Source organism: Flindersiella endophytica, from assembly GCF_054779015.1.
Map to the genome: position 1 here is coordinate 65,661 of NZ_BAAGYY010000012.1, position 21,303 is coordinate 86,963.

Sequence of the window (21,303 nt, forward strand, 5' to 3'; positions counted from 1 at the left end):
GACCTGGAAGGACCGCATTGACCTCGAGCTCCTCCCGCGCCGGCCGGCGCCTGGCGACCCGGGCGTACCGGTACCTGCCGATGATCGGATTGGCCAGGACACTGGATGGTCCGATGTCAGGTGACGACGACGATCAGGTGCTCGTGCCCAGCCAGCCGGCCACCAGTTGGCCCGACTACCTCGAGCGCTTCCACGCCGGCCGGCCCGGCCGGGTCGAGCAGGCGATGGAGCGCCTGGTCGCCGACGGCCTCACGCCGTACGCCTGGGTGAACCGTCCGGTCGCCGGCCGGGCCCGCCGGGTGCTCGACCTGGGCTGCGGTAGCGGCGGCGCGGCCGCCCGGTTGCTGGCCGACGAGACCCGGGCCGGGCAGGAGCGTTCGATCGTGATCGGCCTGGATCGCTCGGCCGCCGAGCTGGAGCTGGCCCGCGACGAGCACGAGCTTCCGGTGGTGCACGCCGACGCCGTGGGCCTGCCGTTCCGCGACGGCTGCTTCGACGCCGTCGTGTGCTCGATGGGCCTGATGGTCGCCCAGCCGCTCACGGACGTACTCGCCGAGTCCGCGCGCGTGCTGCGTTCCGGCGGCGTGCTCTCGGCAACAGTCGCCTCGTCCAGGCCGTTACGCCCCTCCGATCTGCTGACGCTCGGACCACTCACCGCCAAACTGCGCTCGACTCCGCGCTTCCCGAGCGGTGGCGAGCTCGGCGGCGTCCAGCAGGCGTTGGAGAGCTCGGGATTCCTGGTGCTGGAAGATGCCCGCGAGCGCTTCGAGTTCCGCGTGCGCGGCACCGCCGACGCCCGGCTGCTGCTCGAATCGCTCTACCTGCCAGACGTTCCGGCGAGCAGGCTCGAGCAGGCGATCGCCTGGCTCACCGAACGAGCGCAGGCCGGCCGCGACGGTATCGTGGTCGCGACGCCGATCCGGCGCATCCTCGCTATGCGCCATTGACCGCGCACAGACGCGAAACCCCCACCCCGCCTCTCTCCCGCAAATGACCACGTTAACCACGGATTACGTGGTCAACGTGGTCGTTCGGAGCAGTGAGCTCAGCCGCTGGATTCGCGGACGATCAGCTCGGGCTGGAAGAGGATCTGCTGGTGCTGGTGGTTGTCGGGCGAGGCCTCCGACAGCAGGAGGTCGGCCGCCGTGCGTCCGAGTTGGTAGCGCGGCTGGCGCACCGACGTGAGCGGAGTCGACAGCACCGCGGCGAACTCAACGTCGTCGTAGCCGACCACGGCCACGTCCTCGGGCACCCTCAACCCGTGCCTGCGCAACCCGCGCATCACGCCGAGCGCTGTCAGGTCGTTGACGCACGCGATCGCGGTGACGGGTTCGTCCAAGCCCAGCAGGCTTTCGAGTGCCCGCTCACCGCCGCTGGCGTTGAGCGACAGTCCTACGTTGGTCTCGACCAGCGATTCGTTTATCGTCAAACCCGCGGCTCGTAACGCTTTGCGGACTCCTCGGCGCCGGTCGGCGCACTGGCTGATCTTGGACGAGCCGTTGACCAGCCCGATCCGGCGGTGCCCCTTCTCGACCAGGTGGGTGGCAGCGAGCTCACCACCGCGTACGTCGTCGACGGCGACCGAGCACAGGCCCGGCGAGGGGCTGGTGCGGTCGAGCAACACCACCGCGGTGCCGCGCTCGCGGGTGGCGTCGAGCCAGGCGATGTCGTTCTCCGTGGGGCTGACCAGAACGCCTTGCACGCCTTGTTCCTCGAGCAGGCGGAGGTAGCGCTGTTCCTTCTCCGGGCGCTCGTCGGAGCTGGCCAGGATCAGGATGTAGTCGTCTTCGGCGAGGCGGTCCTCGACGCCGCGCGCGACGTCGGTGAAGAAGGGGTTGGAGATGTCGAGCACGATCGCGCCGATCGCACGGCTGGTGCCGGCGCGTAGTTGCCGGGCCGGGCCGTGGCGGACGAACCCGAGCTGGCGAATCGCCTCCTCGACCTTGGCGCGCGTCTCCTCGGCCACGACCGTTGGCCGGTTGAGGACGTTCGACACCGTGCCGACCGACACACCGGCGAGCTGGGCGACGTCGCGAATGCTCTGTCGTCGCCGGGGCAGGGGAGCCGACTCGCCACCAGACTTGTCGATGGTCGTCGTCATGGGCGAGCACCTCCCCGTGTTCGTGGCACGCCAACCGCTGCCAAGGACCACGGATGAGCAGCTTCGATCGGAGATAACCCCATCGCTCCTCCTCCGCCGCCGTCACTCATGGATTCGCCGTCAGGATAGGCCTCTTGACAGCGTGGGGCCTCCACCATAGCGTCTCGGATTGGCCCGGTTGAAAGGTTTCAGATCACTCCATTTGCCTAGGGGACGACCTCCGTACCCCAGAGGCCGGGTCGGCACCGCAGCCTATTCCTCGGCGCCCAGTGGGTGTCGTGCAGGTGAACGTAGACAAAATCGGCCGGATCCACGACGAATGGTCGCGACATGGACGCAAACTCGGAACTTCCAGCTCCCGTTGATCTCCGTACTGAACGCCGGCATTCCCCGCTGGGCTTGGATAAACGTCTGCCGTTACTGGCCTGGAAATTGGCCGCTACCGGTCGCGACGGTGCTGACTCCTCGGCACAGGCGAGCTACCACGTCAGAGTCGTGGTCGACGCCGACCCGACCGACCCGGAGGTGCCCGCGGTATGGGATTCCGGCGTTGTCGAGTCCGCTGACAGCGTTGACGTGCCCTACGCCGGACAGGAGTTGCGGTCGCGCACGCGATACGCCTGGGCCGTCCGTGTGACCGACACCGAAGGCGGGCAGAGCGCCTGGAGCGAGCCTGCCGTTTTCGAGACCGCGTTTCTCGACAGCTCCGACTGGAACGACAGCATCGCGGCCGCGTGGATCGGCGGGCACGACGAGCCTGGCCGGGAGGCCGCCGTCAATCTCGACATGGCGGGACCGCACAAGCACGTCGAGCGGATCCGGGTGCCGCGAACGGGCTCGCCGGCGGGCGGCCAGCGGTTTCGTTTGACGTTCGACCTACCCGATGATCGGACGCCAGTCTCGGTCAAGCTGGCCGCAGACGCTTGTGGCGTTGACGTTCGGGCGTCGGTAAACGGTACGGAGGTGTCCGATGCCGGACTGACCGGTGGGTCGGTCGGGCACGTGCTGCGGTCCGGCGAGAACGTCCTCGACGTCGAGGTGGGTGCCGGTGAGGACGTCGCGCTCGCGGCCCGCCTCGAGGTCGGCTTCGGCGACGACGAGCCCGTGGTCGTGGTCAGCGACGGCAGCTGGCAGGTCGTGGGCGCCGACGGTACGACCGGCGAGACGCTCGCCGAATCTCTAGGCCTGCAAGGCCGAACCGGCCACGGCCGCGCACCCGCGTCCTACCGCCCGAGCCCGCTGCTGCGTACCGGCTTCGAGGTCGGCAGTCCCGTCAAGCGGGCACGTTTGTACGCGACTGCTCTTGGACTGTACGAAGCGCGCATCAATGGACAGCTGGTGAGTGACGACAAGCTCGCGCCCGGCTGGACCGACTACCACACGCGCGTGCCGTACCAAACCTACGACGTGACGGACCTGATCGTCGAAGGCAGCAACGCGATCGGTGCCGTGCTCGCCGACGGCTGGTACGCCGGGAGCCTGTGCTGGTGGGGCGCGTTCTTCTACGGCGACACGCGTGCGTTCAAGGCGCGGCTGGAGATCGAGCACACCGACGGCTCGCGGACGGTCGTCGCGAGCGGCGGCGGCTGGAAGTCCGGCACCGGCGACATCCGCTACGCCGACCTGCAGAACGGCGTGGTCGTCGACGCGCGAGCCGCTGTCGACGGCTGGGACCTGGCGGAGTTCGACGACTCCGGCTGGGCGCAAGCTGTCGTTGACATGCCGCAGGGCGTCGGGGAACCGCAGGCCCAGCGGGCGCCGTCGATCCGTGTCCTGCACGAACTCCCGGCGGTCAACGTCGAGAAGCGCGGCGAGGGCAACTACCTGGTCGACTTCGGCCAGAACCTCGTCGGCTGGGTGCGGCTCGACGTACGCGGTGGTGCGGGCAGAGCCGGAACCCGGCTGTTCGTCAAACACGCCGAAATCCTCGACCACAAAGGCGAGTTGTACCTCGAGGCGCTGCGTGGTGCGCGGGCGTGCGACGAGTACATCCTGTCGGGTGCGCCTGACGGCGAGGTGTTCGAGCCGGCGTTCACCGTGCACGGCTTCAGGTTCGCCGAGATCGCCGGCTATCCGGGTGAGCTGTCGGCCGGCGACATCACGGCGAAGGTCGTCTACGCCGACATGGAGCAGATCGGCGAGTTCAGCTGCTCCGACCCCAACCTCACCAAGCTGCAGGAGAACATCGTCTGGGGCCAGCGCGGCAACTTCCTGTCGGTGCCGACCGACTGCCCGCAGCGCGACGAGCGGCTCGGCTGGACGGGCGACGCGCAGGTGTTCGCCTCGACGGCCGCGTTCAACTACGACGTACGGACGTTCTTCGACAAGTGGATGCAGGACCTGCGCGACGGCCAGTTCGACGACGGTGGTGTTCCGCACGTCGCGCCTGACGTGATGTCGGGCCAGCGGCAGAACGCCGGTGGCGCGGCCGGCTGGGGTGACGCGATCGCCGTCGTTCCGATCGAGCTGTTCCAGGCTTACGGCGACCTGCGTTCGGTTTCCGAAACATATCCGGCCATGGTGAAATGGCTGGAATACCTCGACGCCAACAGCACCGAATACATCCGGCCGAATGACGGATTCGTCGACTGGCTCGCGATTACGCCCACGCCGAAGCCGCTGGTTTCGACGGCGTTCTACGCGTTCGCCGCGAAGCTCGCCGCCGAGGCCGCGGAAATCCTCGGCAACGCCGACGACCAGCGCAAGTGGTCGGAGCTCTATGCCGCGGTCCGGTCGGCGTTCCGGTCGGCGTTCGTACGCGGCGGCGGCCGGATGGTGTCCGGCACGCAGACGTCTTACGTACTCGCGCTGCACTTCGGACTGCTCACCAAGGAAGAGGAGCCGCTAGCGGCCGCGCACCTGGTGGAGGAGCTGGCCGCGCGCAACTGGCACCTGTCGACCGGCTTCCTCGGCACGCCGTACCTGCTGAGCGTGCTCTCCACCCACGGCCACGAGGAGGCGGCGTTCAAGCTGCTGATGCAGGACACGTTCCCGTCCTGGCTGTACCCCGTGGTCTACGGCGAGGCGACGACGATCTGGGAGCGCTGGGACTCCTGGAGCCACTCCCGCGGCTTCCAGGATCCGGGCATGACGTCGTTCAACCACTACGCCTACGGCGCGGTGGGCGCCTGGATCTACGCCAACCTCGGCGGGCTGTCGGCGGCGGAGCCCGGGTACAAGAAGCTGCTGGTCCGGCCGCGGCCGGGTGGCGGTGTGACCTGGGCGAAGACCGCGCTGGAGACGCCGTACGGCCGGGCGGCCGTCGACTGGCGGACGCCGGACGGCGGCGGATTCGAGCTCGACGTCACGGTGCCGCCGAACACGACGGCCGAGGTCTGGCTGCCGGGTGCGGCCAAGGCCGAGGAAGTCGGCGCCGGAACGCACTCGTTCCAGGCGTAGATCTGATGTCCGCAACCGGTTGGAATTACACGGTTGTCGTTTGAGGGTTTCCGGTGTGGAGTGGGCAGTAAACCTGCCCGAGGGATGCTGTTGTTTCCTGCCACGACGTGCGAGGAGGTGCAGGGGTGGCCCGCATCTTCGTGGTGTTCGCGCTCGTGCTCGGCATCGGATTGAGCACTGTCGTGCCGGCCGGACCTGGTGGTTCACCGGGTCCGGGCGGCACGACCGCCTACGCCGCTCCCGATCCGGACGGCTTCCCCAGCAAGGACGACGTAGACCAGGCCAAGCAGAAGGCCGCGACCGCTGCCGACGAGGCCGGCCGGATCGAGGCACAGCTCGCGGCGGCAAACTCCGAGCTGCGCCGGCTCGACGGGCAGTTCGAGATGGCCGCCGAGGCCTACAACCAGGCACGTTACGAACTCCAGCAGGCCGACCACGCGGCCAAGGCGGCTAAGTCCCGGGCGGCCTCGGCCCGCCGGGCAGCGGAGGACAAGCGCCGGGCGGTCGGAGCCTTTGCCGCACGGACCTACCAGCAGGGCGGCGAGCAGGCCCGGCTGTCCGGCCTGCTGTCCACGTCCGATCCGCAGCAGCTGATCGACCGGGTGGCGCAGGTCAGGCACGTGTCCGACGCCGCGGCCGCCAACCTCCAGAAGCTGCAGGCCGCCCGCGCGGTCTCCGCCGTACTCGACCGGCAGGCCGCCGCGGCTCGGGAGCAGCGCCAGGCCGCGGCTGCCGCGGCCGACCAGGCTAAGACCAAGGCGGAGCAGGCGCTGGCCGAGCAGGACCGCGCGGTCGAAGCGGTCGAACGGCAGAAGGAAGCGCAGCTCGCTCGGCTGGCCGAGCTCCGGCACACCTCGGTGCAGCTGGCCAAGCAGCGCCAGGCCGGCCTGGAGGAGCTCGCACGCAAGCGGGCGGAAGAACAGCGGCGCAAGGCCGCGGCCGAGGCGGCGCGCCGGGCCAGGGAAGCCGCCGAACGCGACCGTCGTTCCGGCTCAGGTGACTCCGGCTCCGACGGTTCGGACGTGCCGGCCCGCGGGACGGCGTCCGAGGCGGTTCGGTACGCGCTGGCGCAGGTCGGTGAGCCATACGTCTTCGGCGCGGCCGGGCCGGGCACCTGGGACTGCTCGGGCCTGACGATGCGGGCCTGGGCGCAGGCCGGTGTTTCGATGCCGCACTTCGCGCGCGGGCAGTACTGGCAGTCGAAGCACATCGGCCTTGGTGACCTGCGGCCCGGCGACCTCATCTTCTGGGCGAACGACCCGGGCGACTCCAACACCATCCACCACGTCGCGATGTATCTCGGCAACGGCCGGATGGTGCACGCGCCGCGACCCGGACGTAGCGTCGAGATCCAATCAATGTGGTACATGGGCACGCCCACTCATTACGCTCGCCCTTGATGATCGCTTTCCTCACCGACTACGGCACCAGGGATGCGTTCGCGGCGGTCTGCCATGGCGTGATCGCGCGGATCGCGCCGGAGGAGCGCGTCCTCGACCTCACCCACGACGTGCCTGCGCACGACATCCGGCACGGCGCGCGGGTGCTGGCGCGGGCGGCCGAATACCTCCCACCGTGCACCTACGTCGCGGTCGTCGACCCGGGCGTCGGCACCAGCCGGCGCGGAATCGCCTTGCTGGCCGGTGAAAGCGTGCTGGTCGGGCCCGACAACGGACTGCTGCTCCCGGCGGCGCACGAGCTCGGTGGTGTCCGCGAGGCCCGGCAGCTCACCAACCAACGGCTGTGGCTGGAGAAGGTCGACCGGACGTTCCACGGCCGCGACATCTTCGCGCCGGTCGCGGCGCACCTGTCAACGGGTGTGGACTTCGCCGAGGCCGGCCCGGTCGTCTACGCCGGCAGCCTGGTGCGGCTGCCCGAGCCGAGGTGGTCGTTCGACGAGGGCGGGTTGACTGCCGAGGTGACCTACGTCGACGGGTTCGGCAACGTACAGCTGGCGCCCGGCGGGGAGCAGTTGCCGCGGATCGCCGAGCGTACGGACGCCGTCGAGATCCGTCATGGTGTGACGGTGCTGGGCCGGGCGAGGGTCGGCGCCGCGTTCGGTGACGTCGAACGTGGCGAGCTCGTGCTCTACGTCGACGCCGACGGCCGGGTGGCGATCGCCGTCAACAGCGGGAATGCGGCGCGGACGCTCGGCGGCGTCACGACGGGGACCATGCTCGAGCTGGTCCCCGTTTCGGGCTGAGCTCAGGAGTGCTCGCTCTCCTGCAGGCGCTTCTGGGACGCCACGATCTCCGCTTCGGCCTCCTCGCGGCTGACCCAGGTCGCGCCCTCGACCGACTTGCCGGGCTCGAGGTCCTTGTAGACGGTGAAGAAGTGCTCGATCTCCAGCCGGTAGAACTCCGGCACGTCACTGAGGTCGTGCATGTGGTCCTGCCGCTGGTCACGAGCGGGTACGAACAGCACCTTGTCGTCGATGCCCTTCTCGTCGCGCATCCGGAACATCCCGATCGGACGCGCCAGGATCAGGCAGCCCGGGAACGTCGGCTCCTGCAGCAACACCAGTGCATCCAGCGGGTCGCCGTCCTGGCCGAGCGTCTGCTCGACGAAGCCGTAGTCCGCGGGGTACTGCGTCGCGGTGAACAGCGTCCGGTCGAGACGGATCCTTCCCGTCACGTGGTCCATCTCGTACTTGTTGCGCTGGCCCTTGGGAATCTCGATCGTTACGTCGACTTCCACGACGAATCACCTTTCTCGTGCACCATCGGATACGTAGTCTTCCGTACATGCCGTTCGACTATGCGACTACTGACATCGACGCGAAGGTGCTCGGCGGCGCGCTCGTCGAGACGATCGAGTTCGACGATGGCAGCGGCGGCCGGGCAAGCGCCTACCTCGTCGGTCCCGCCAAGCGGCCGGACCATCCTCTGCCAGGGGTTGTCTACGCACACGGCGGTGGCACCACCAACGTGCGGTTTCTCGGCGAGGCGATCGAGCTCGCCGGGGTGGGCGGCGTCGCCGTGCTGCCGCAGAACGACATCCTGCTCGACGGCGATCCCGAAGTAGACGTGGAGCTCGTCCATGCCGGCGTCGTCGTCGAACGTCGCGCGCTGGACGTGCTGGCCGCCGACCCGCGCGTCGACCCGAACCGCCTCGGTTACGTGGGGCACAGCTGGGGCGCGTCGATGGGCGCGATGCTGTCGGGCATCGAGACCAGGCTGAAGGTCGTGATCCTGGCCGCCACCGGTGCCCGGCTGGCCGGCTTCTTCTGGCGCTGGGGCCCGGGCAACGCCGACGAGGACGACTACGTTGCCACGGTGTCGGCCGTCGATCCGGTCGCGCACGTCAGCACGGTGGCAGATCGCGGTGTGCTGTACCAGCTGGGCACCCGCGACAGCATCCCGCTGGAGGACACGCAGTACTTCTGGGCCGCGATCGCCGGCGACAAGGAACGCCGCGAGTACGACTGCGACCACAACCTGGTCGACCACGCGCCGGCCCGCGCGGATCGGCTTGCGTACCTCGCTGACAGGTTGGGCCTCTAGACGATCTATTCCAAGGGGTCGCCTGACGCGCGACGCCTGGCATCCACGCTGGCTGCGTTGTCGTCGATCGCCGGAGGCCCCTCCTGGCTCCTCCTCCGCCTTGTCAGCGCGGCGCCATGCGCCGCGCGCTTGACCGGCGACCCCCTGGAATAGATCGTCTAGACTTCCGCCGGTGCGAGGGAAACCGAGAGCGGTCCTGATCGGACTGTGTGCCGTGCTGTGGGTGACCGCGCTCGGTGTCGGAGGCTATGCCGTCTTCACCAAGCTGTCTCCGCGGATCCTCGGGCTGGGCGGCTCGCAGCCGTCCGCGACTCCGACGCCCACACCGACTCCGACCCCCACGCCTTCTCGTACTCCCGCGTCGCCCGTGCTCGGCGCGCAGGCGTCCGCTCCGACCACTCCCACGCGGGCCGGGCTCGCGCAAGCGCTCTCCGGACCGCTGTCGGCTTCCTCGCTCGGCTCGCACGTCGGACTGGCCGTACGCGACGTCGCCACCGGCAAGCTGCTGTACGGCAAGAGCGCGGAGACTTCGTACGCTCCGGCGTCGACCACGAAGATCGTGACGGTCGCGGCGGCGCTGCAGGCGTACGGTCCGCAACACCGCTTCTCCACGTCGGTCGTCCAGGGTGCCCAGCCCGGTTCGATCGTCCTCGTCGGCGGCGGTGACCCGCTGCTCGCGACCAAGGCCGCGTGGGCCCGGCGGGGAGAGGCTTCGGCGGATCGCCGCTTCCCCGTTCCCGCCACGATCGACGACCTCGCGGCCGCGGCCGCCGAACAGCTGAAGTCGGGCGGGCTGACCGAGGTCTCGGTGACGATCGACGACACGCTGTTCGAGGAAGCAGTCAGCCCGGAATGGGAGCCGACCTACGTCACCTCGGGGGTGGCCGCGCGCGTGATGGCGCTGTGGGTGAACGAGGGCCAGCTCGACTGGCCGGCGAACAGCCCGCGAGCCACCGATCCGGCGCTCAACGCGGCGAAGGCGTTCGTCACGGCCCTGGAAGCCAACGGCATCCAGGTCGGCGGGGACCCCACTCGTGGCCCGGCTCCGGCGAACGCCAAGTCGATCGCCGCGGTCTCGTCGCCCACCCTGGCCGACATCGCCGAGCACGTGCTGATGAGCAGCGACAACGACGGCGCCGAGGTGCTGGCCCACCAGGTCGCCGTGGCGAAGAAGCAGCCGGCGACCTTCGCCGGCGCGGCGGCCGCGGTGTCGGAGGTACTGCAGCCGCTCGGCGTCGACGTCGACCAGCTGAAGCTGAACGACGGCAGCGGCCTGGCCCGGAGCAACCGCATGACACCGGAGGTCCTGACCCAGGTCCTGGCGCTCTCCGCATCGGACGACCACCCGAAGCTCCGGCCCCTGCTGACCGGCCTGCCGGTGGCGGCCTTCAACGGAACCCTCGACGACCGCTTCGACTCGGACTCGGCGTCCTCAGGTGCGGGCGTCGTCCGGGCCAAGACGGGGACGCTCAGCGGAATCTCCACCCTCGCCGGCGTCGTCACCACCAGGGACGGCGACCTGCTGGCGTTCGCGGTGATGGCCGACCAGCGGGACGGCTTCGCCGAGCCCGCCCTGGACCGAGTCGCGGCCAAACTGGCGACGTGTGGATGCAGCGGGTAGTGCTGCTGCGAGCCGGCCTGGGGCCGCGCCACCTCAGGGACAAACCCGGGTTGCTTGGTTCCGTATCCGCAGCTACCCCACGTACGGTGGTGGCATGAGCGCGACGGACACCACCGAGCACACCACCCCGCAGATGGTCGACTGGGGCCTTGCGATCGCGACCGCACGTCGCCTGGTGCGGCCAGGCCCCGAGGTCAGCGTCGGGCAGGCACAGCACGCGGTCGCCGAGCTGCGCGAGCTGGCCAAGGTTGCCGAGGGTCACGTTCGCCAATACACCGGGCTGCACGCCGAAGGCCTGCCCGCGCCCGTCTATGTCGTCGACCGCAACGGCTGGGTGCAGGCCAACGCCGACGCGTTCAAGCTGCTCCTGCAGCCGCTCGGCGACAAGTACCAAAGCAAGCGCGCCGACTCACCCGCGTTCATGACCGCCGTCGGGTCGCGGATGACCGGGCTGGAGGCAGGGGCGCTGCTGGCGTTCCTGTCCGGCAAGGTCCTCGGCCAGTTCGACCCGTTCTGGGACGGGCCGGCATCGAAGGTCAACGGCTCCGCCGTGGTGCCGGGCACCGAGTCCACCTCGCAGGAGCTCGTGCAGACCGACCCACCCGCCGGCCGCCTGCTGCTGGTCGCCCCCAACATCGTCCAGGTCGAGCGCGAGCTCGGCGTCGACGCCCGTGACTTCCGGCTGTGGGTGTGCCTGCACGAAGAGACCCACCGCGTGCAGTTCACCGCGGTGCCGTGGCTCCGCGACTACATGCGCGGCGAGATCCGTACCTTCCTGGAGCAGGCCGACCTCGACCCGAGCGCGATGGCCGCGCAGCTGCGTTCGAGCCTCGACCAGGTGGTCCGCGCCGCCCGTGGTGAGCAGGAGGTCTCGCTGATCGACCTGGTGCAGACCCCCGAGCAGAAGAAGATCCTCGACCGGCTGACCGCCGTGATGTCGCTGCTCGAAGGACACGCCGACGTCGTGATGGACGGTGTGGGGCCGGAGGTCGTGCCGAGCGTGGCGCAGATCAGGGAGAAGTTCCAGCGCAGGCGCTCCGGCGGCGGCTGGTTCGATCAGGTGATCAAACGCCTGCTCGGGCTGGACGCCAAACTACGGCAGTACCGCGACGGCGCCGCGTTCGTGCGTTACGTCGTCGACGCCGTCGGCCAGGAGAGCTTCAACAAGGTCTGGGAGTCGCCCGAAAACCTCCCGCTGCGGGACGAAATCGCTCAGCCGCACCTGTGGGTGCAGCGGGTCAACCCGTAAGAGAGATGGGCCCGCACCCGGCCGTCGCCGCCTGCCGGAGGGCGGTACGCGAGCAGCTCGCCGATCTCGAGCCGGGCGCTGTGGTGCTGGTCGCCTGCTCCGGAGGCGCCGACTCGCTGGCCCTTGCCACCGCGACTGCATTCGAGGCGCCCGGCGCCGGGGTGTTCGCGGGCGCGGTGACCGTCGACCACGGCCTGCAAGCGGGCTCCGACCAGCACGCGAAGAAGCTCGCCGAACGACTGCGCACGCTCGGCCTCGACCCGGTGGAGATCGCGACGGTCACCGTCACCGACTCCGAACCAGGCGGGGTCGGCCCGGAAGCCGCCGCCCGGAGAGCGCGCTACGCCGCGCTGGCCTCGGCCGCGGGACGTGCGGGTGCCCAGGCCGTCCTGCTGGGCCACACCCGCGACGACCAGGCCGAGACCGTTCTGCTCGGGCTCGCCCGCGGCTCGGGCGCCCGCAGCCTGGCCGGCATGGCGCCGGTCAGCGGCCTCTACCGCCGTCCCTTTCTCCAGCTCGACCGCGAGACCTGCCGGCTGGCCTGCGAGATGCTCGGCGAGCAGCCCTGGGACGACCCGCACAACCTCGACCCGGCCTACACCCGCGTACGCGTCCGGCACCAGGTGCTGCCCGTCCTCGAGCGCGAGCTCGGCCCGGGCGTGGCCGCCGCGCTGGCGAGGACTGCCGACCAGCTGCGCTCCGACGCCGTCGCTCTCGATGCCTGGGCCGACGAGGGCTACTCCAGGGCGCTGACCGAGCAGGGCCTGCGGGCCAGGGACCTGGTGGAGCTGCCGGAGGCGATCCGCCGCCGGGTGTTGCGCCGCGCGGCGCTGGAAGCCGGCTGCCCGGGCACCGACCTGTTCGCCGTCCACATCGCCGGGATCGACGCGCTGGTGGTCAACTGGCACGGTCAGGCCGGAGTGGATCTTCCGGGCGGTATCCGGGCGTTTCGACGTGAGGGCTGCATCTGGTTCCGTCCAGTAACTGTGGGACCCTGAGCCGCGTGGACCCCGATCACATCGAAAAGGACCTGGTGGGCGTTCTGGTCTCCGAGGCGGAGATCCAGGCAAAGATCAAGGAGCTCGCCGAAGCCGTCGAACGGGACTACGAGGGCAAGGACCTGCTGCTGGTCGGTGTGCTCAAGGGCGCGGTCATGGTGATGGCCGACTTCGCCCGGGCGCTGACCAGGCACGTCGAGATGGACTGGGTGGCCTACTCCTCCTACGGCTCGGGCACGCAGTCGTCGGGCGTGGTCCGGATCCTCAAGGACCTCGACACCGACATCACCGACCGGCACGTGCTGATCGTCGAGGACATCATCGACACCGGCCTCACGCTGTCGTGGCTGACGACGAACCTGAAGTCGCGTGGTCCGGCCTCGGTCGAAATCTGCACATTGCTGCGCAAACCGGGAGCGGCCAAGATGACCGTGCCGGTGAGCTACGTTGGATTCGACATCCCGAACGAGTTCGTGGTCGGTTATGGCCTGGATTACGCCGAGAAGTACCGGAACCTGCGCTGTGTAGCGAAGCTGTCTCCGGCTGTTTATGAGGCGTAGCTGACGCGTAGTTTCCGATGATCCCGGGAACACAGGCGGTAACCCGTACCGTTGGGCTAAACGGTTGGCAAAAACCAGCACTCACCGGATCCGGTGTTGTACCCGGGAGTGTCTTCGGGGGTGTACGGAGCGTACGCCGCGTACGTGCCTTTGGGCGACGCAGTGTACCTTCTACGGTCTACCCAAGGTTCCGTCCCGCCGGACAGCCCGGTGGGAATCGGCGGATCGAGTGAGCAGGAGGGACGGGGCCGGAAGCCCCGGAGTATGGACTTCAAGCGCTTCTTTCGCGGGCCGATCTTCTGGATCGTGGTCCTCATCCTCGTTGTCCTGCTCGTTGGCGACTTCGCGACCAGGTCCGGCGGTTTCAAGGAAGAGGACACCTACAAGGTCGTCCAGCTCATCCAGCAGGATGAGGTCAAGTCAGCTGTCGTGATAGGTGGGACCGAGCAGGAGATCCGGGTCACCACCAAGGACGACCAGAAACTACGTGCCGAGTACGTCGAGGGCCAGGGCAAGGACCTCGTCGACCTGCTCCAGGACAAGGCCGACGCCAAGAAACTGCCAGACGGCTACAACGTCAACATCGCGACGCCAAGCCTGATCGGCTCGTTGCTGTCGACGCTCTTGCCGTTCGTGCTGATCGCGCTGCTGTTCCTGTTCCTCATGAACCAGGTCCAGGGTGGCGGCAGCCGGGTGATGAACTTCGGCAAGTCCAAGGCGAAACTCATCAGCAAGGACACTCCCAAGTCGACGTTCGCCGACGTCGCAGGTGCTGACGAGGCGGTCGAGGAGCTCAGCGAGATCAAGGAGTTCCTGCAGGAACCCGCCAAGTTCCAGGCCGTCGGCGCCAAGATCCCCAAGGGTGTGCTGCTCTACGGCCCGCCTGGCACCGGTAAGACCCTGCTCGCACGAGCGGTCGCGGGTGAGGCCGGCGTGCCGTTCTACTCCATCTCCGGCTCCGACTTCGTCGAGATGTTCGTCGGTGTCGGTGCCTCCCGGGTGCGCGACCTGTTCGAGCAGGCCAAGGCCAACGCGCCCGCGATCGTGTTCGTCGACGAGATCGACGCGGTGGGCCGCCACCGTGGCGCCGGTCTCGGTGGTGGTCACGACGAGCGCGAGCAGACGCTGAACCAGCTGCTGGTCGAGATGGACGGCTTCGACGTACGCGGTGGTGTGATTCTGATCGCCGCGACCAACCGGCCCGACATCCTCGACCCCGCACTGCTGCGTCCCGGCCGGTTCGACCGGCAGATCGGTGTGGAGGCGCCCGACCTGATCGGCCGCCACAAGATCCTGCAGGTCCACGGCCGCGGCAAGCCGGTCGAGACCGACGTCGACCTGATGGCCGTCGCCCGGCGCACGCCCGGCTTCAGCGGCGCCGACCTGGCCAACGTCCTCAACGAGGCCGCACTGCTCACCGCGCGTGAGAACAAGAAGCTGATCGACGACCACGCGCTCGACGAAGCGATCGACCGCGTGATCGCCGGCCCGCAGAAGCGCACCCGCGTGATGAGCGACAAGGAAAAGACGATCACCGCCTACCACGAAGGTGGGCACGCACTGGTGGCGGCGGCCCTGCCGGGCACCGACCCCGTGCACAAGGTGACGATCCTGTCCCGCGGTCACGCGCTCGGCTACACCATGGTGCTGCCCGACGAGGACAAATACTCCACCACGCGGTCGGAGATGCTCGACAAGCTCGCCTACATGATGGGCGGCCGCGCTGCCGAGGAGCTGGTCTTCCACGACCCGACCACCGGCGCCGGCAACGACATCGAGAAGGCGACGACGCTTGCCCGCGCGATGGTCACGCAGTACGGCATGACCGAGCGGCTTGGCGCGATCAAGTTCGGCGAGAGCAACTCCGAGCCGTTCCTCGGTCGCGAGCTCGGTCACCAGCGCAACTACTCCGAAGAGGTCGCGGCGCTGGTCGACGAGGAAGTCCGCCGGCTGATCGACACCGCGCACCAGGAGGCGTTCGACATCCTGGTCGAGAACCGCGACGTTCTCGACACCCTCGTGAGTGAGCTGCTGGAGAAGGAAACGCTCGACCGCGAGCAGCTGGCGACGGTGTTCTCGGCGATCCGCAAGCGCCCGGTCCGGCCGGCCTGGACCGGCTCGCCCACGCGGCGGCCGTCCGACATCCCGCCGGTCGAGGTGCCGAAGGCGCTGTCGCAGAACGGGCACGCTGCCGACCAGAGCGGCGGTGGCCTGGTGGTCGGCCCGGCACCGTCCGGCGAGCCCGACGTCCAGCCCGAGCGTGGCGACGACTCCAACCGGGGTTGGCCACAGTCTTGAGCCCCGGAGCGGTCGACGAACCGCCCGTCCCGCCGTTCGATCAGGAACGGGCGGAGCGGGCGGTTCGTGAGTTGTTGCTCGCGGTCGGGGAGGACGCCGACCGCGAAGGCCTGAAGGACACGCCGGCGCGGGTGGCGCGGGCGTACGCCGAGCTGTTCGCCGGGTTGCGGCAGCGGGCCGAAGACGTTCTCACCACCACGTTCGACCTCGGTCACGACGAACTGGTGATCGTCAAGGACATCGAGGTGGCCTCGTTCTGTGAGCACCACCTGCTGCCGTTCGTCGGTGTCGCGCACATCGGGTACATCCCGAACGTGCACGGGCAGATCACCGGGTTGTCGAAGCTCGGCCGGCTGGTCGATGTCTTCGCGCGGCGGCCGCAGGTGCAGGAGCGGATGACGACGCAGATCGCGGACTCTCTGGTACGGATCCTGGAGCCGCGCGGTGTGATCGTGGTCATGGAGTGCGAGCACCTCTGCATGACTATGCGTGGTGTCCGTAAGCCTGGCGCCAAGACGTTCACCTCGGCTGTACGCGGGATGCTCCGCCGGGCCGAGACGCGCGCCGAGGCCATGGCGCTGCTCAAGCACGGCTGACGGGCTCGCAGAAGAAGATCTTGAAACGCCGAGGCCCCTGCCTTCCCAGCGATGGGGAAGCAGGGGCCTGACGGCTTTAAAGGCCTAACTAAAGGCTTTGAGGTCTTAAAGGCCGACCGGAACGTGCGGCAGATCGACCCACAGCTGACGCTGGTGGCCGTAATGCCTGTCCGGAAGTCGCTCCAGCAGAGCGACGAGCTCTGGCCGCGCAGAGTGAACGCGGGCTACTTCTACCAGCTCCCCGCGTGACGCCGGTCCGACGGCAAACGCTCCGTCGAGTACGTCGAGGATCTCGACCCGGGTAACGGGGTTCGCTACATCACCGATGTGGGAAACGGCGATGTCAGCGGGGGCGGTGCTCATGACACTCCTTTCGGTGGCCGATCGGCCTTCGGGCTCTGTGCCCCTTCCCTCACTTAATGACAACGCTTGACCCTGCCCAGAGGCTACGGCCTGGCGAGGATTCCCCGTAGCGATCTGGTCTGCCTGCTTGAACATGATCGTCTCGCCGCTCTGTGCGTGGTTGGGCCTCTGCAGACTTAGATGTTGGGCGGCTCACACCGGTTGCGGGCGTTATCGCCTTGCGACCTAAGCTTTTCTGCCTTCCGCAGAGTGGACTGGTCCGAACTCCGGCAGACTGGGGAGATGGGCATGCCAACGGCTTACCTGCCAGGGTTTCCGCAGCCCCCGCGAGCTCAGGTGATGGGTGTACTCAACGTGACGCCCGATTCCTTCTCCGACGGCGGGCGCTGGTTCGAGCCCGATCGTGCGATCACGCACGGGTTCGAGATGCTCAAGGAGGGTGCCGACATCATCGATGTCGGCGGTGAGTCGACCCGGCCGGGCATCGCGCGCACCAGCGAGAACGAGGAGTTACGCAGAGTAATTCCGGTGGTCGAGGAGCTGGTCACGGGCGGGGCGGTCGTCTCGGTCGACACGATGCGGGCCAGCGTGGCCCGGGCGTCGATCGAGGTGGGGGCAAAGCTGATCAACGACGTGTCTGGTGGGCTGGCCGACCCGGCGATGCTGCCCACCGTGGCCGAGGCGGCCGGCGCGGGCGTCGCGTACATCTGTATGCACTGGCGTGGCCACTCCAAGACCATGGACCAGCACGCCGACTACGCCGACGTCGTGACCGAGGTCGTCGACGAGCTGCGGGAGCGCGTCGACCAGGCGGTCCGGGCCGGCATCGCGCCCGAGCGGCTCGTCATCGATCCCGGACTCGGGTTCGCCAAGACCCGGCAGCAGGACTGGCAGCTGCTCGCCCACCTCGACCAGGTGGCCGCTCTCGGCCTGCCGGTGCTGGTCGGGGCGTCCAGGAAGCGGCTGCTCGGTGAACTGCTCGCCGACGCCGAGACCGGTGAGTTCCGGCCACCGGGTGAGCGAGATGATGCAGGTGTGGCGGTTGCCGCGCTGGCCGCGCACTCGGGGGCCTGGTGCATCCGTTCACATGTCGTACGACCGGTGGTCGACGCGGTACTGGTAGCGGCGCGCTGGGCCGAGAGCTCCGGTCAGTGAATCACTGATGAACCGCGGGCGCCGGATGGGAGAGCGGTTTTCCCTCCGGGCGCAAACCTCGGTACTGTCATGCGCAGGGTCGAGCCGACAGGCATTGGGGAATGGATGCAGACAAGGTGGCGGAGAACGTGGTTCTAGATCGGATCACGTTGCGAGGGATTCGGGTGCACGCCCATCACGGCGTCTTTCCCTCGGAGCGTGCCCAGGGCCAGCCGTTCGTGATCGACGTCGTTCTGGGCGTCGACACGTCGGTGGCCGCTGCGACCGACGACCTCGCCAACACGGTTGATTACGCCGAACTGGCCGGAAAGGTTGCCAAGGCGGTCGGTAGTGACCCGGTTGATCTCATCGAGACGGTGGCACGCCGTGTCGCCGACGTGTGCCTCGAAAGCCCGCGGGTCGCGGACGTCGAGGTGACCGTGCACAAACCGCAGGCGCCTGTCGGGGTGCAGCTTGACGACATCGCCGTGACCATCCACCGGAGCCGTACGTGACCGAGACGCCGAACCCTCACATCATCGATGCCGACACCCTCACCGGAGGACTCCGCCCGATCCGGCGCGTCGTCCTCGCTCTTGGCAGCAACGTCGGAGACCGGAACGCCAACCTGCAAGGCGCGTTGAACGCCCTGGCCGACACACCCGACCTCGAGGTCGTGGCGGTGTCGCCGGTCTACGAGACCGTCGACGTCTACGGTCCGGAAGGCTCGCCGGCGTTCCTGAACGCGATCGTGGTCGCCGATTCCACCTTGCAGGCAAGGAGTCTGCTGGAGCGGGCGCTGGCGATCGAGGACGCGTTCGGCCGGGTGCGGACTTCTCGGGGCGCGCCTCGCACGCTCGACGTCGACCTCGTGATCGTGGGCGACCGCGTGATCGACGAGCCCGACTTCGTGCTCCCGCACCCGAAGGCCCACGAGCGCGCGTTCATCCTGATCCCGTGGGCGGAGGTCGGCTCCGACGACGTCCTGCCCGGGCACGGCAGTGTGGGCGAGCTGGTCGGCCAGGTCGACCGCACCGGCGTGACCAGGGTCGACGGGTTCGAGTTGAGGCTGGACGAGTAGAGATCGTGCGTACCACCCAGTTCCGTCTCGTCATCGGGCTGTTCGCGCTCGGTGCGGCGCTCGGCTGGACGGCCGTCGCGTTCTTCCGTACCGGCGCTCAGGCGATGCCGGGTGTGCCGTGGTCCACGCCGGGTGCGCTGCTGTTCTTCGCCGCGCTGCTCGGCGTGGGCGCGTGGTACATGTACGACCGCGTCCACCGCAAGCGCCGTGGCGTCGACGCGATGGTGGCCGTACGCCTGCTGGTGCTGGCGAAGGCGAGCGCGATCGTCGGCGCGCTGGTCGGTGGCGGCTACACCGGTTTCGCCCTGCGGTTCGTCGCGAGCTTCGACTCACCGGACGGGCGCGACCGGGTGGTCCGGGGCTTCGTCACCGCGGCGACGGGTGTGCTCGTCGTGGTGGCCGCGCTGATCCTGGAACGGGCCTGCAAGGTGCCGAAGGACGAGGACGGCGAGGCTTCGAACGGCGGAAGCCGGGAGCAACACCCTGAAACGAGTCCGTAGCGCCTCGTATCCAAGCTCTGTAACGAAGCTCGTACCTTCAGTGATTCTCTGAGCTAATCGGCGGGTTTGCTTGGACACCATGATCGGCCGACCGTAGTCTCGGGGCCATGCCCCGCTCCGGTGATCACCGTATCCGCAGTCTTGCCCGTTGGCTGGCAACGCCACTTTTGTTGCTGGACGCGGTGTTGATCGGCTATGCGGTGTGGAGTGGCGAGGTGTCCGTTTTGCGCATCGCCGCCGTATCCGCGTTCGTGGTGGCTGTGACAGTTGTCGCACTGTTCGATTTCGAGCTGGTCCGCAACCGTCGCGACCACGGTGCCGAGCGAGCGGCTCAGGCGAAGGCCTACATCGAGCTCTACGCCCAACGGCTGCGCGAGCACATTCACGCCACCGCCGTTCCCGTTCCCCGGCTGCCGGAAGAAGAGGCGATGGCCGCGCGGGCGATCGGCGACACCACCGTCGAGCCCGAGGGCGCGGAGCAGCCGAAGGTCTTCGACCCGGCGACGGCACCAGTGCCGAAGCCGGCGACCCCGCGTGCCGAGGAAGACCTCTGGGACGACCAGGACGCGCCGACTGTTGTCGACCTGATCGCCTACGAAGTGCGGGCACGGCTGGCCGAGGACGAACGCAAGGAACGGGAAGCGGCCGCGGCCGCCGACGAGCCGAAGGCCGCGACCGGCAGCTGAGCTCGCCTGGTTACTTGTCGATGTCTCCGACCACGAAGAACATCGAGCCGAGGATCGCGATCAGGTCGGCGACCACACAGTCCTGAACGAGCTCGGGCAGCACGGCGATGTTGTTGAACGACGCCGACCGGAGTTTCAACCGCCACGGCGTCTTCTCGCCGCGCGACACGAGGTAGTAGCCGTTCAGACCGAGTGGGTTCTCCGTCCAGCAGTACGTCTGGCCTTCCGGTGCCTTCAGGATCTTCGGCAGCCGCTGGTTGATCGGACCCGGCGGCAGCGTGCGCAGCTTGTCCAGGCAGGCGTCGGCCAGGTCGAGCGAGACGTGCACCTGGCCGCGCAGCACGCTGAACCGTGCGAAGCAGTCGCCGTCCTCTTGTGTGACCACGCGGCCGGGGCCGTCGGGGCCGAACAGTTCGGAGTATGCGAGGTAGGGCTCGTCCCGCCGCAAGTCGAAGTTGACGCCAGTCGCTCGGGCGATCGGGCCGGAGACGCCGTACGACTCCACGAGCTCCGGCGTGAGCACGCCGACACCTTTCGTACGGGCGCCGAAGATCTCGTTGTCGAAGATCATGTTCTCCAGCTGTGGCAGGCGCCCGCGGATCGCCGCCAGCGCTTGCGCGACGCGGGCGAGCCAGCCGGCCGGCAGCTCCTCCTTCAGGCCGCCGACCCGGTTGAACATGTAGTGCATGCGCCCGCCGGAGATTTCCTCCATCACGTGCTGGAGCGTCTCCCGCTCGCGGAAGGCGTAGAACATCGGCGTGATCGCGCCGATCTCGAGCGGGTAGCTGCCCAGGAACATCAGATGGTTGAGGATGCGGTTGAGCTCGGCGAGCAGCGTGCGCGCCCAGACCGCGCGTACCGGCACCTCCATGCCGAGCATCCGCTCGACAGCGAGCACGACGCCGAGCTCGCTGGAGAACGCCGACAACCAGTCGTGCCGGTTGGCGAGCATGATGATCTGGCGGTAGTCGCGCACCTCGAACAGCTTCTCGGCGCCGCGGTGCATGTAGCCGACGATCGGCTCGCAGGCGATGATGCGCTCACCGTCGAGCGTGAGGCGGAGGCGCAGCACGCCGTGGGTCGCCGGATGCTGCGGCCCGATGTTGAGCACCATGTCCTGGGTGGCCAGGTCGGCGCCGCCGCCGCGCTCGTACAAGCCCGCCGCGCCCGCGCCGAGACTGACTGTCCGCTCTGACGTCACATCGCCACCGTAG

At 68.6% G+C, this 21,303-nt stretch carries 20 protein-coding genes; 16 read left to right on the forward strand and 4 right to left on the reverse strand.

What is annotated here, in order from left to right; genetic code table 11:
* Positions 1–113: 113 nt before the first annotated feature.
* Entirely contained in the window at positions 114–947 is an 834-nt protein-coding gene (locus ACYVF6_RS11945; protein ID WP_460520178.1) for a class I SAM-dependent methyltransferase, read from the forward strand.
* A 98-nt stretch (positions 948–1,045) separates the two neighbouring features.
* On the opposite strand, the gene ACYVF6_RS11950 is transcribed toward ACYVF6_RS11945, so the two are convergent.
* Positions 1,046–2,101, reverse strand: a complete 1,056-nt coding sequence (locus ACYVF6_RS11950; RefSeq protein ID WP_460520181.1) for a LacI family DNA-binding transcriptional regulator — start codon at positions 2,099–2,101, stop codon at positions 1,046–1,048.
* A 330-nt stretch (positions 2,102–2,431) separates the two neighbouring features.
* Between ACYVF6_RS11950 and ACYVF6_RS11955 the strand changes: the two genes are divergently transcribed.
* The 3 genes from ACYVF6_RS11955 (at position 2,432) to ACYVF6_RS11965 (ending at position 7,703) form a co-directional block, all read left to right on the forward strand.
* Entirely contained in the window at positions 2,432–5,500 is a 3,069-nt protein-coding gene (locus tag ACYVF6_RS11955) for a family 78 glycoside hydrolase catalytic domain (RefSeq protein WP_460520184.1), read from the forward strand.
* 125 nt (positions 5,501–5,625) lie between these two features.
* Positions 5,626–6,900: a C40 family peptidase gene (locus tag ACYVF6_RS11960; RefSeq protein WP_460520187.1), complete on the forward strand. Its 1,275-nt coding sequence runs from the start codon at positions 5,626–5,628 to the stop codon at positions 6,898–6,900.
* Entirely contained in the window at positions 6,900–7,703 is an 804-nt protein-coding gene (locus ACYVF6_RS11965) for an SAM hydrolase/SAM-dependent halogenase family protein (RefSeq protein ID WP_460520190.1), read from the forward strand. Before ACYVF6_RS11960 ends, ACYVF6_RS11965 begins: the two co-directional genes overlap by 1 nt.
* 2 nt (positions 7,704–7,705) lie before the next feature.
* On the opposite strand, the gene ACYVF6_RS11970 is transcribed toward ACYVF6_RS11965, so the two are convergent.
* The gene (locus tag ACYVF6_RS11970; protein ID WP_460520193.1) at positions 7,706–8,197 is read right to left on the reverse strand and encodes an inorganic diphosphatase; all 492 of its coding nucleotides are present in this window, start codon (positions 8,195–8,197) and stop codon (positions 7,706–7,708) included.
* Positions 8,198–8,244: 47 nt separating this feature from the next.
* Here ACYVF6_RS11970 and ACYVF6_RS11975 point away from each other — a divergent pair, with 47 nt between their 5' ends.
* The 7 genes from ACYVF6_RS11975 (at position 8,245) to folE (ending at position 16,325) form a co-directional block, all read left to right on the forward strand.
* On the forward strand, positions 8,245–9,003 hold the full coding sequence (locus ACYVF6_RS11975; RefSeq protein WP_460520196.1) for an alpha/beta hydrolase family protein: 759 nt from the start codon (positions 8,245–8,247) through the stop codon (positions 9,001–9,003).
* A 172-nt stretch (positions 9,004–9,175) separates the two neighbouring features.
* Positions 9,176–10,624: a D-alanyl-D-alanine carboxypeptidase/D-alanyl-D-alanine endopeptidase gene (gene dacB, locus ACYVF6_RS11980; protein WP_460520199.1), complete on the forward strand. Its 1,449-nt coding sequence runs from the start codon at positions 9,176–9,178 to the stop codon at positions 10,622–10,624.
* Between the two features lie 94 nt (positions 10,625–10,718).
* Entirely contained in the window at positions 10,719–11,873 is a 1,155-nt protein-coding gene (locus ACYVF6_RS11985) for a zinc-dependent metalloprotease (protein WP_460520202.1), read from the forward strand.
* A gap of 5 nt (positions 11,874–11,878) precedes the next feature.
* A complete protein-coding gene (gene tilS / locus ACYVF6_RS11990) occupies positions 11,879–12,871 on the forward strand; it encodes a tRNA lysidine(34) synthetase (protein WP_460520204.1) in 993 nt (330 codons plus the stop codon).
* A gap of 5 nt (positions 12,872–12,876) precedes the next feature.
* Positions 12,877–13,431, forward strand: coding sequence for a phosphoribosyltransferase (gene hpt, locus ACYVF6_RS11995; RefSeq protein WP_460520207.1), 555 nt, complete (start codon positions 12,877–12,879; stop codon positions 13,429–13,431).
* Positions 13,432–13,695: 264 nt separating this feature from the next.
* A complete protein-coding gene (gene ftsH / locus ACYVF6_RS12000) occupies positions 13,696–15,729 on the forward strand; it encodes an ATP-dependent metallopeptidase FtsH/Yme1/Tma family protein (RefSeq protein WP_460520210.1) in 2,034 nt (677 codons plus the stop codon).
* The gene (folE, locus tag ACYVF6_RS12005) at positions 15,726–16,325 is read left to right on the forward strand and encodes a GTP cyclohydrolase I (protein WP_460520213.1); all 600 of its coding nucleotides are present in this window, start codon (positions 15,726–15,728) and stop codon (positions 16,323–16,325) included. The genes ftsH and folE overlap by 4 nt, the downstream gene beginning before the upstream one ends.
* A gap of 105 nt (positions 16,326–16,430) precedes the next feature.
* Here folE and ACYVF6_RS12010 read toward each other — a convergent pair whose 3' ends face one another.
* Positions 16,431–16,688 carry a DUF2795 domain-containing protein gene (locus tag ACYVF6_RS12010; RefSeq protein WP_460520216.1) on the reverse strand — a complete coding sequence of 86 codons (258 nt, stop codon included), beginning with the start codon at positions 16,686–16,688 and terminating at the stop codon, positions 16,431–16,433.
* A 288-nt stretch (positions 16,689–16,976) separates the two neighbouring features.
* Here ACYVF6_RS12010 and folP point away from each other — a divergent pair, with 288 nt between their 5' ends.
* The 5 genes from folP (at position 16,977) to ACYVF6_RS12035 (ending at position 20,089) form a co-directional block, all read left to right on the forward strand.
* The gene (gene folP / locus ACYVF6_RS12015; RefSeq protein ID WP_460520219.1) at positions 16,977–17,843 is read left to right on the forward strand and encodes a dihydropteroate synthase; all 867 of its coding nucleotides are present in this window, start codon (positions 16,977–16,979) and stop codon (positions 17,841–17,843) included.
* Positions 17,844–17,944: 101 nt separating this feature from the next.
* Positions 17,945–18,337 carry a dihydroneopterin aldolase gene (gene folB, locus ACYVF6_RS12020; RefSeq protein ID WP_460520221.1) on the forward strand — a complete coding sequence of 131 codons (393 nt, stop codon included), beginning with the start codon at positions 17,945–17,947 and terminating at the stop codon, positions 18,335–18,337.
* A complete protein-coding gene (gene folK / locus ACYVF6_RS12025) occupies positions 18,334–18,903 on the forward strand; it encodes a 2-amino-4-hydroxy-6-hydroxymethyldihydropteridine diphosphokinase (protein ID WP_460520224.1) in 570 nt (189 codons plus the stop codon). The genes folB and folK overlap by 4 nt, the downstream gene beginning before the upstream one ends.
* A gap of 5 nt (positions 18,904–18,908) precedes the next feature.
* Positions 18,909–19,403, forward strand: coding sequence for a DUF3180 domain-containing protein (locus ACYVF6_RS12030; RefSeq protein ID WP_460520227.1), 495 nt, complete (start codon positions 18,909–18,911; stop codon positions 19,401–19,403).
* Between the two features lie 215 nt (positions 19,404–19,618).
* Entirely contained in the window at positions 19,619–20,089 is a 471-nt protein-coding gene (locus tag ACYVF6_RS12035) for a hypothetical protein (RefSeq protein WP_460520230.1), read from the forward strand.
* 10 nt (positions 20,090–20,099) lie between these two features.
* On the opposite strand, the gene ACYVF6_RS12040 is transcribed toward ACYVF6_RS12035, so the two are convergent.
* Positions 20,100–21,290 (reverse strand): NADH-quinone oxidoreductase subunit D, encoded by a 1,191-nt coding sequence (locus ACYVF6_RS12040; RefSeq protein WP_460520233.1) that lies wholly within the window; start codon positions 21,288–21,290, stop codon positions 20,100–20,102.
* Positions 21,291–21,303 lie beyond the last annotated feature (13 nt).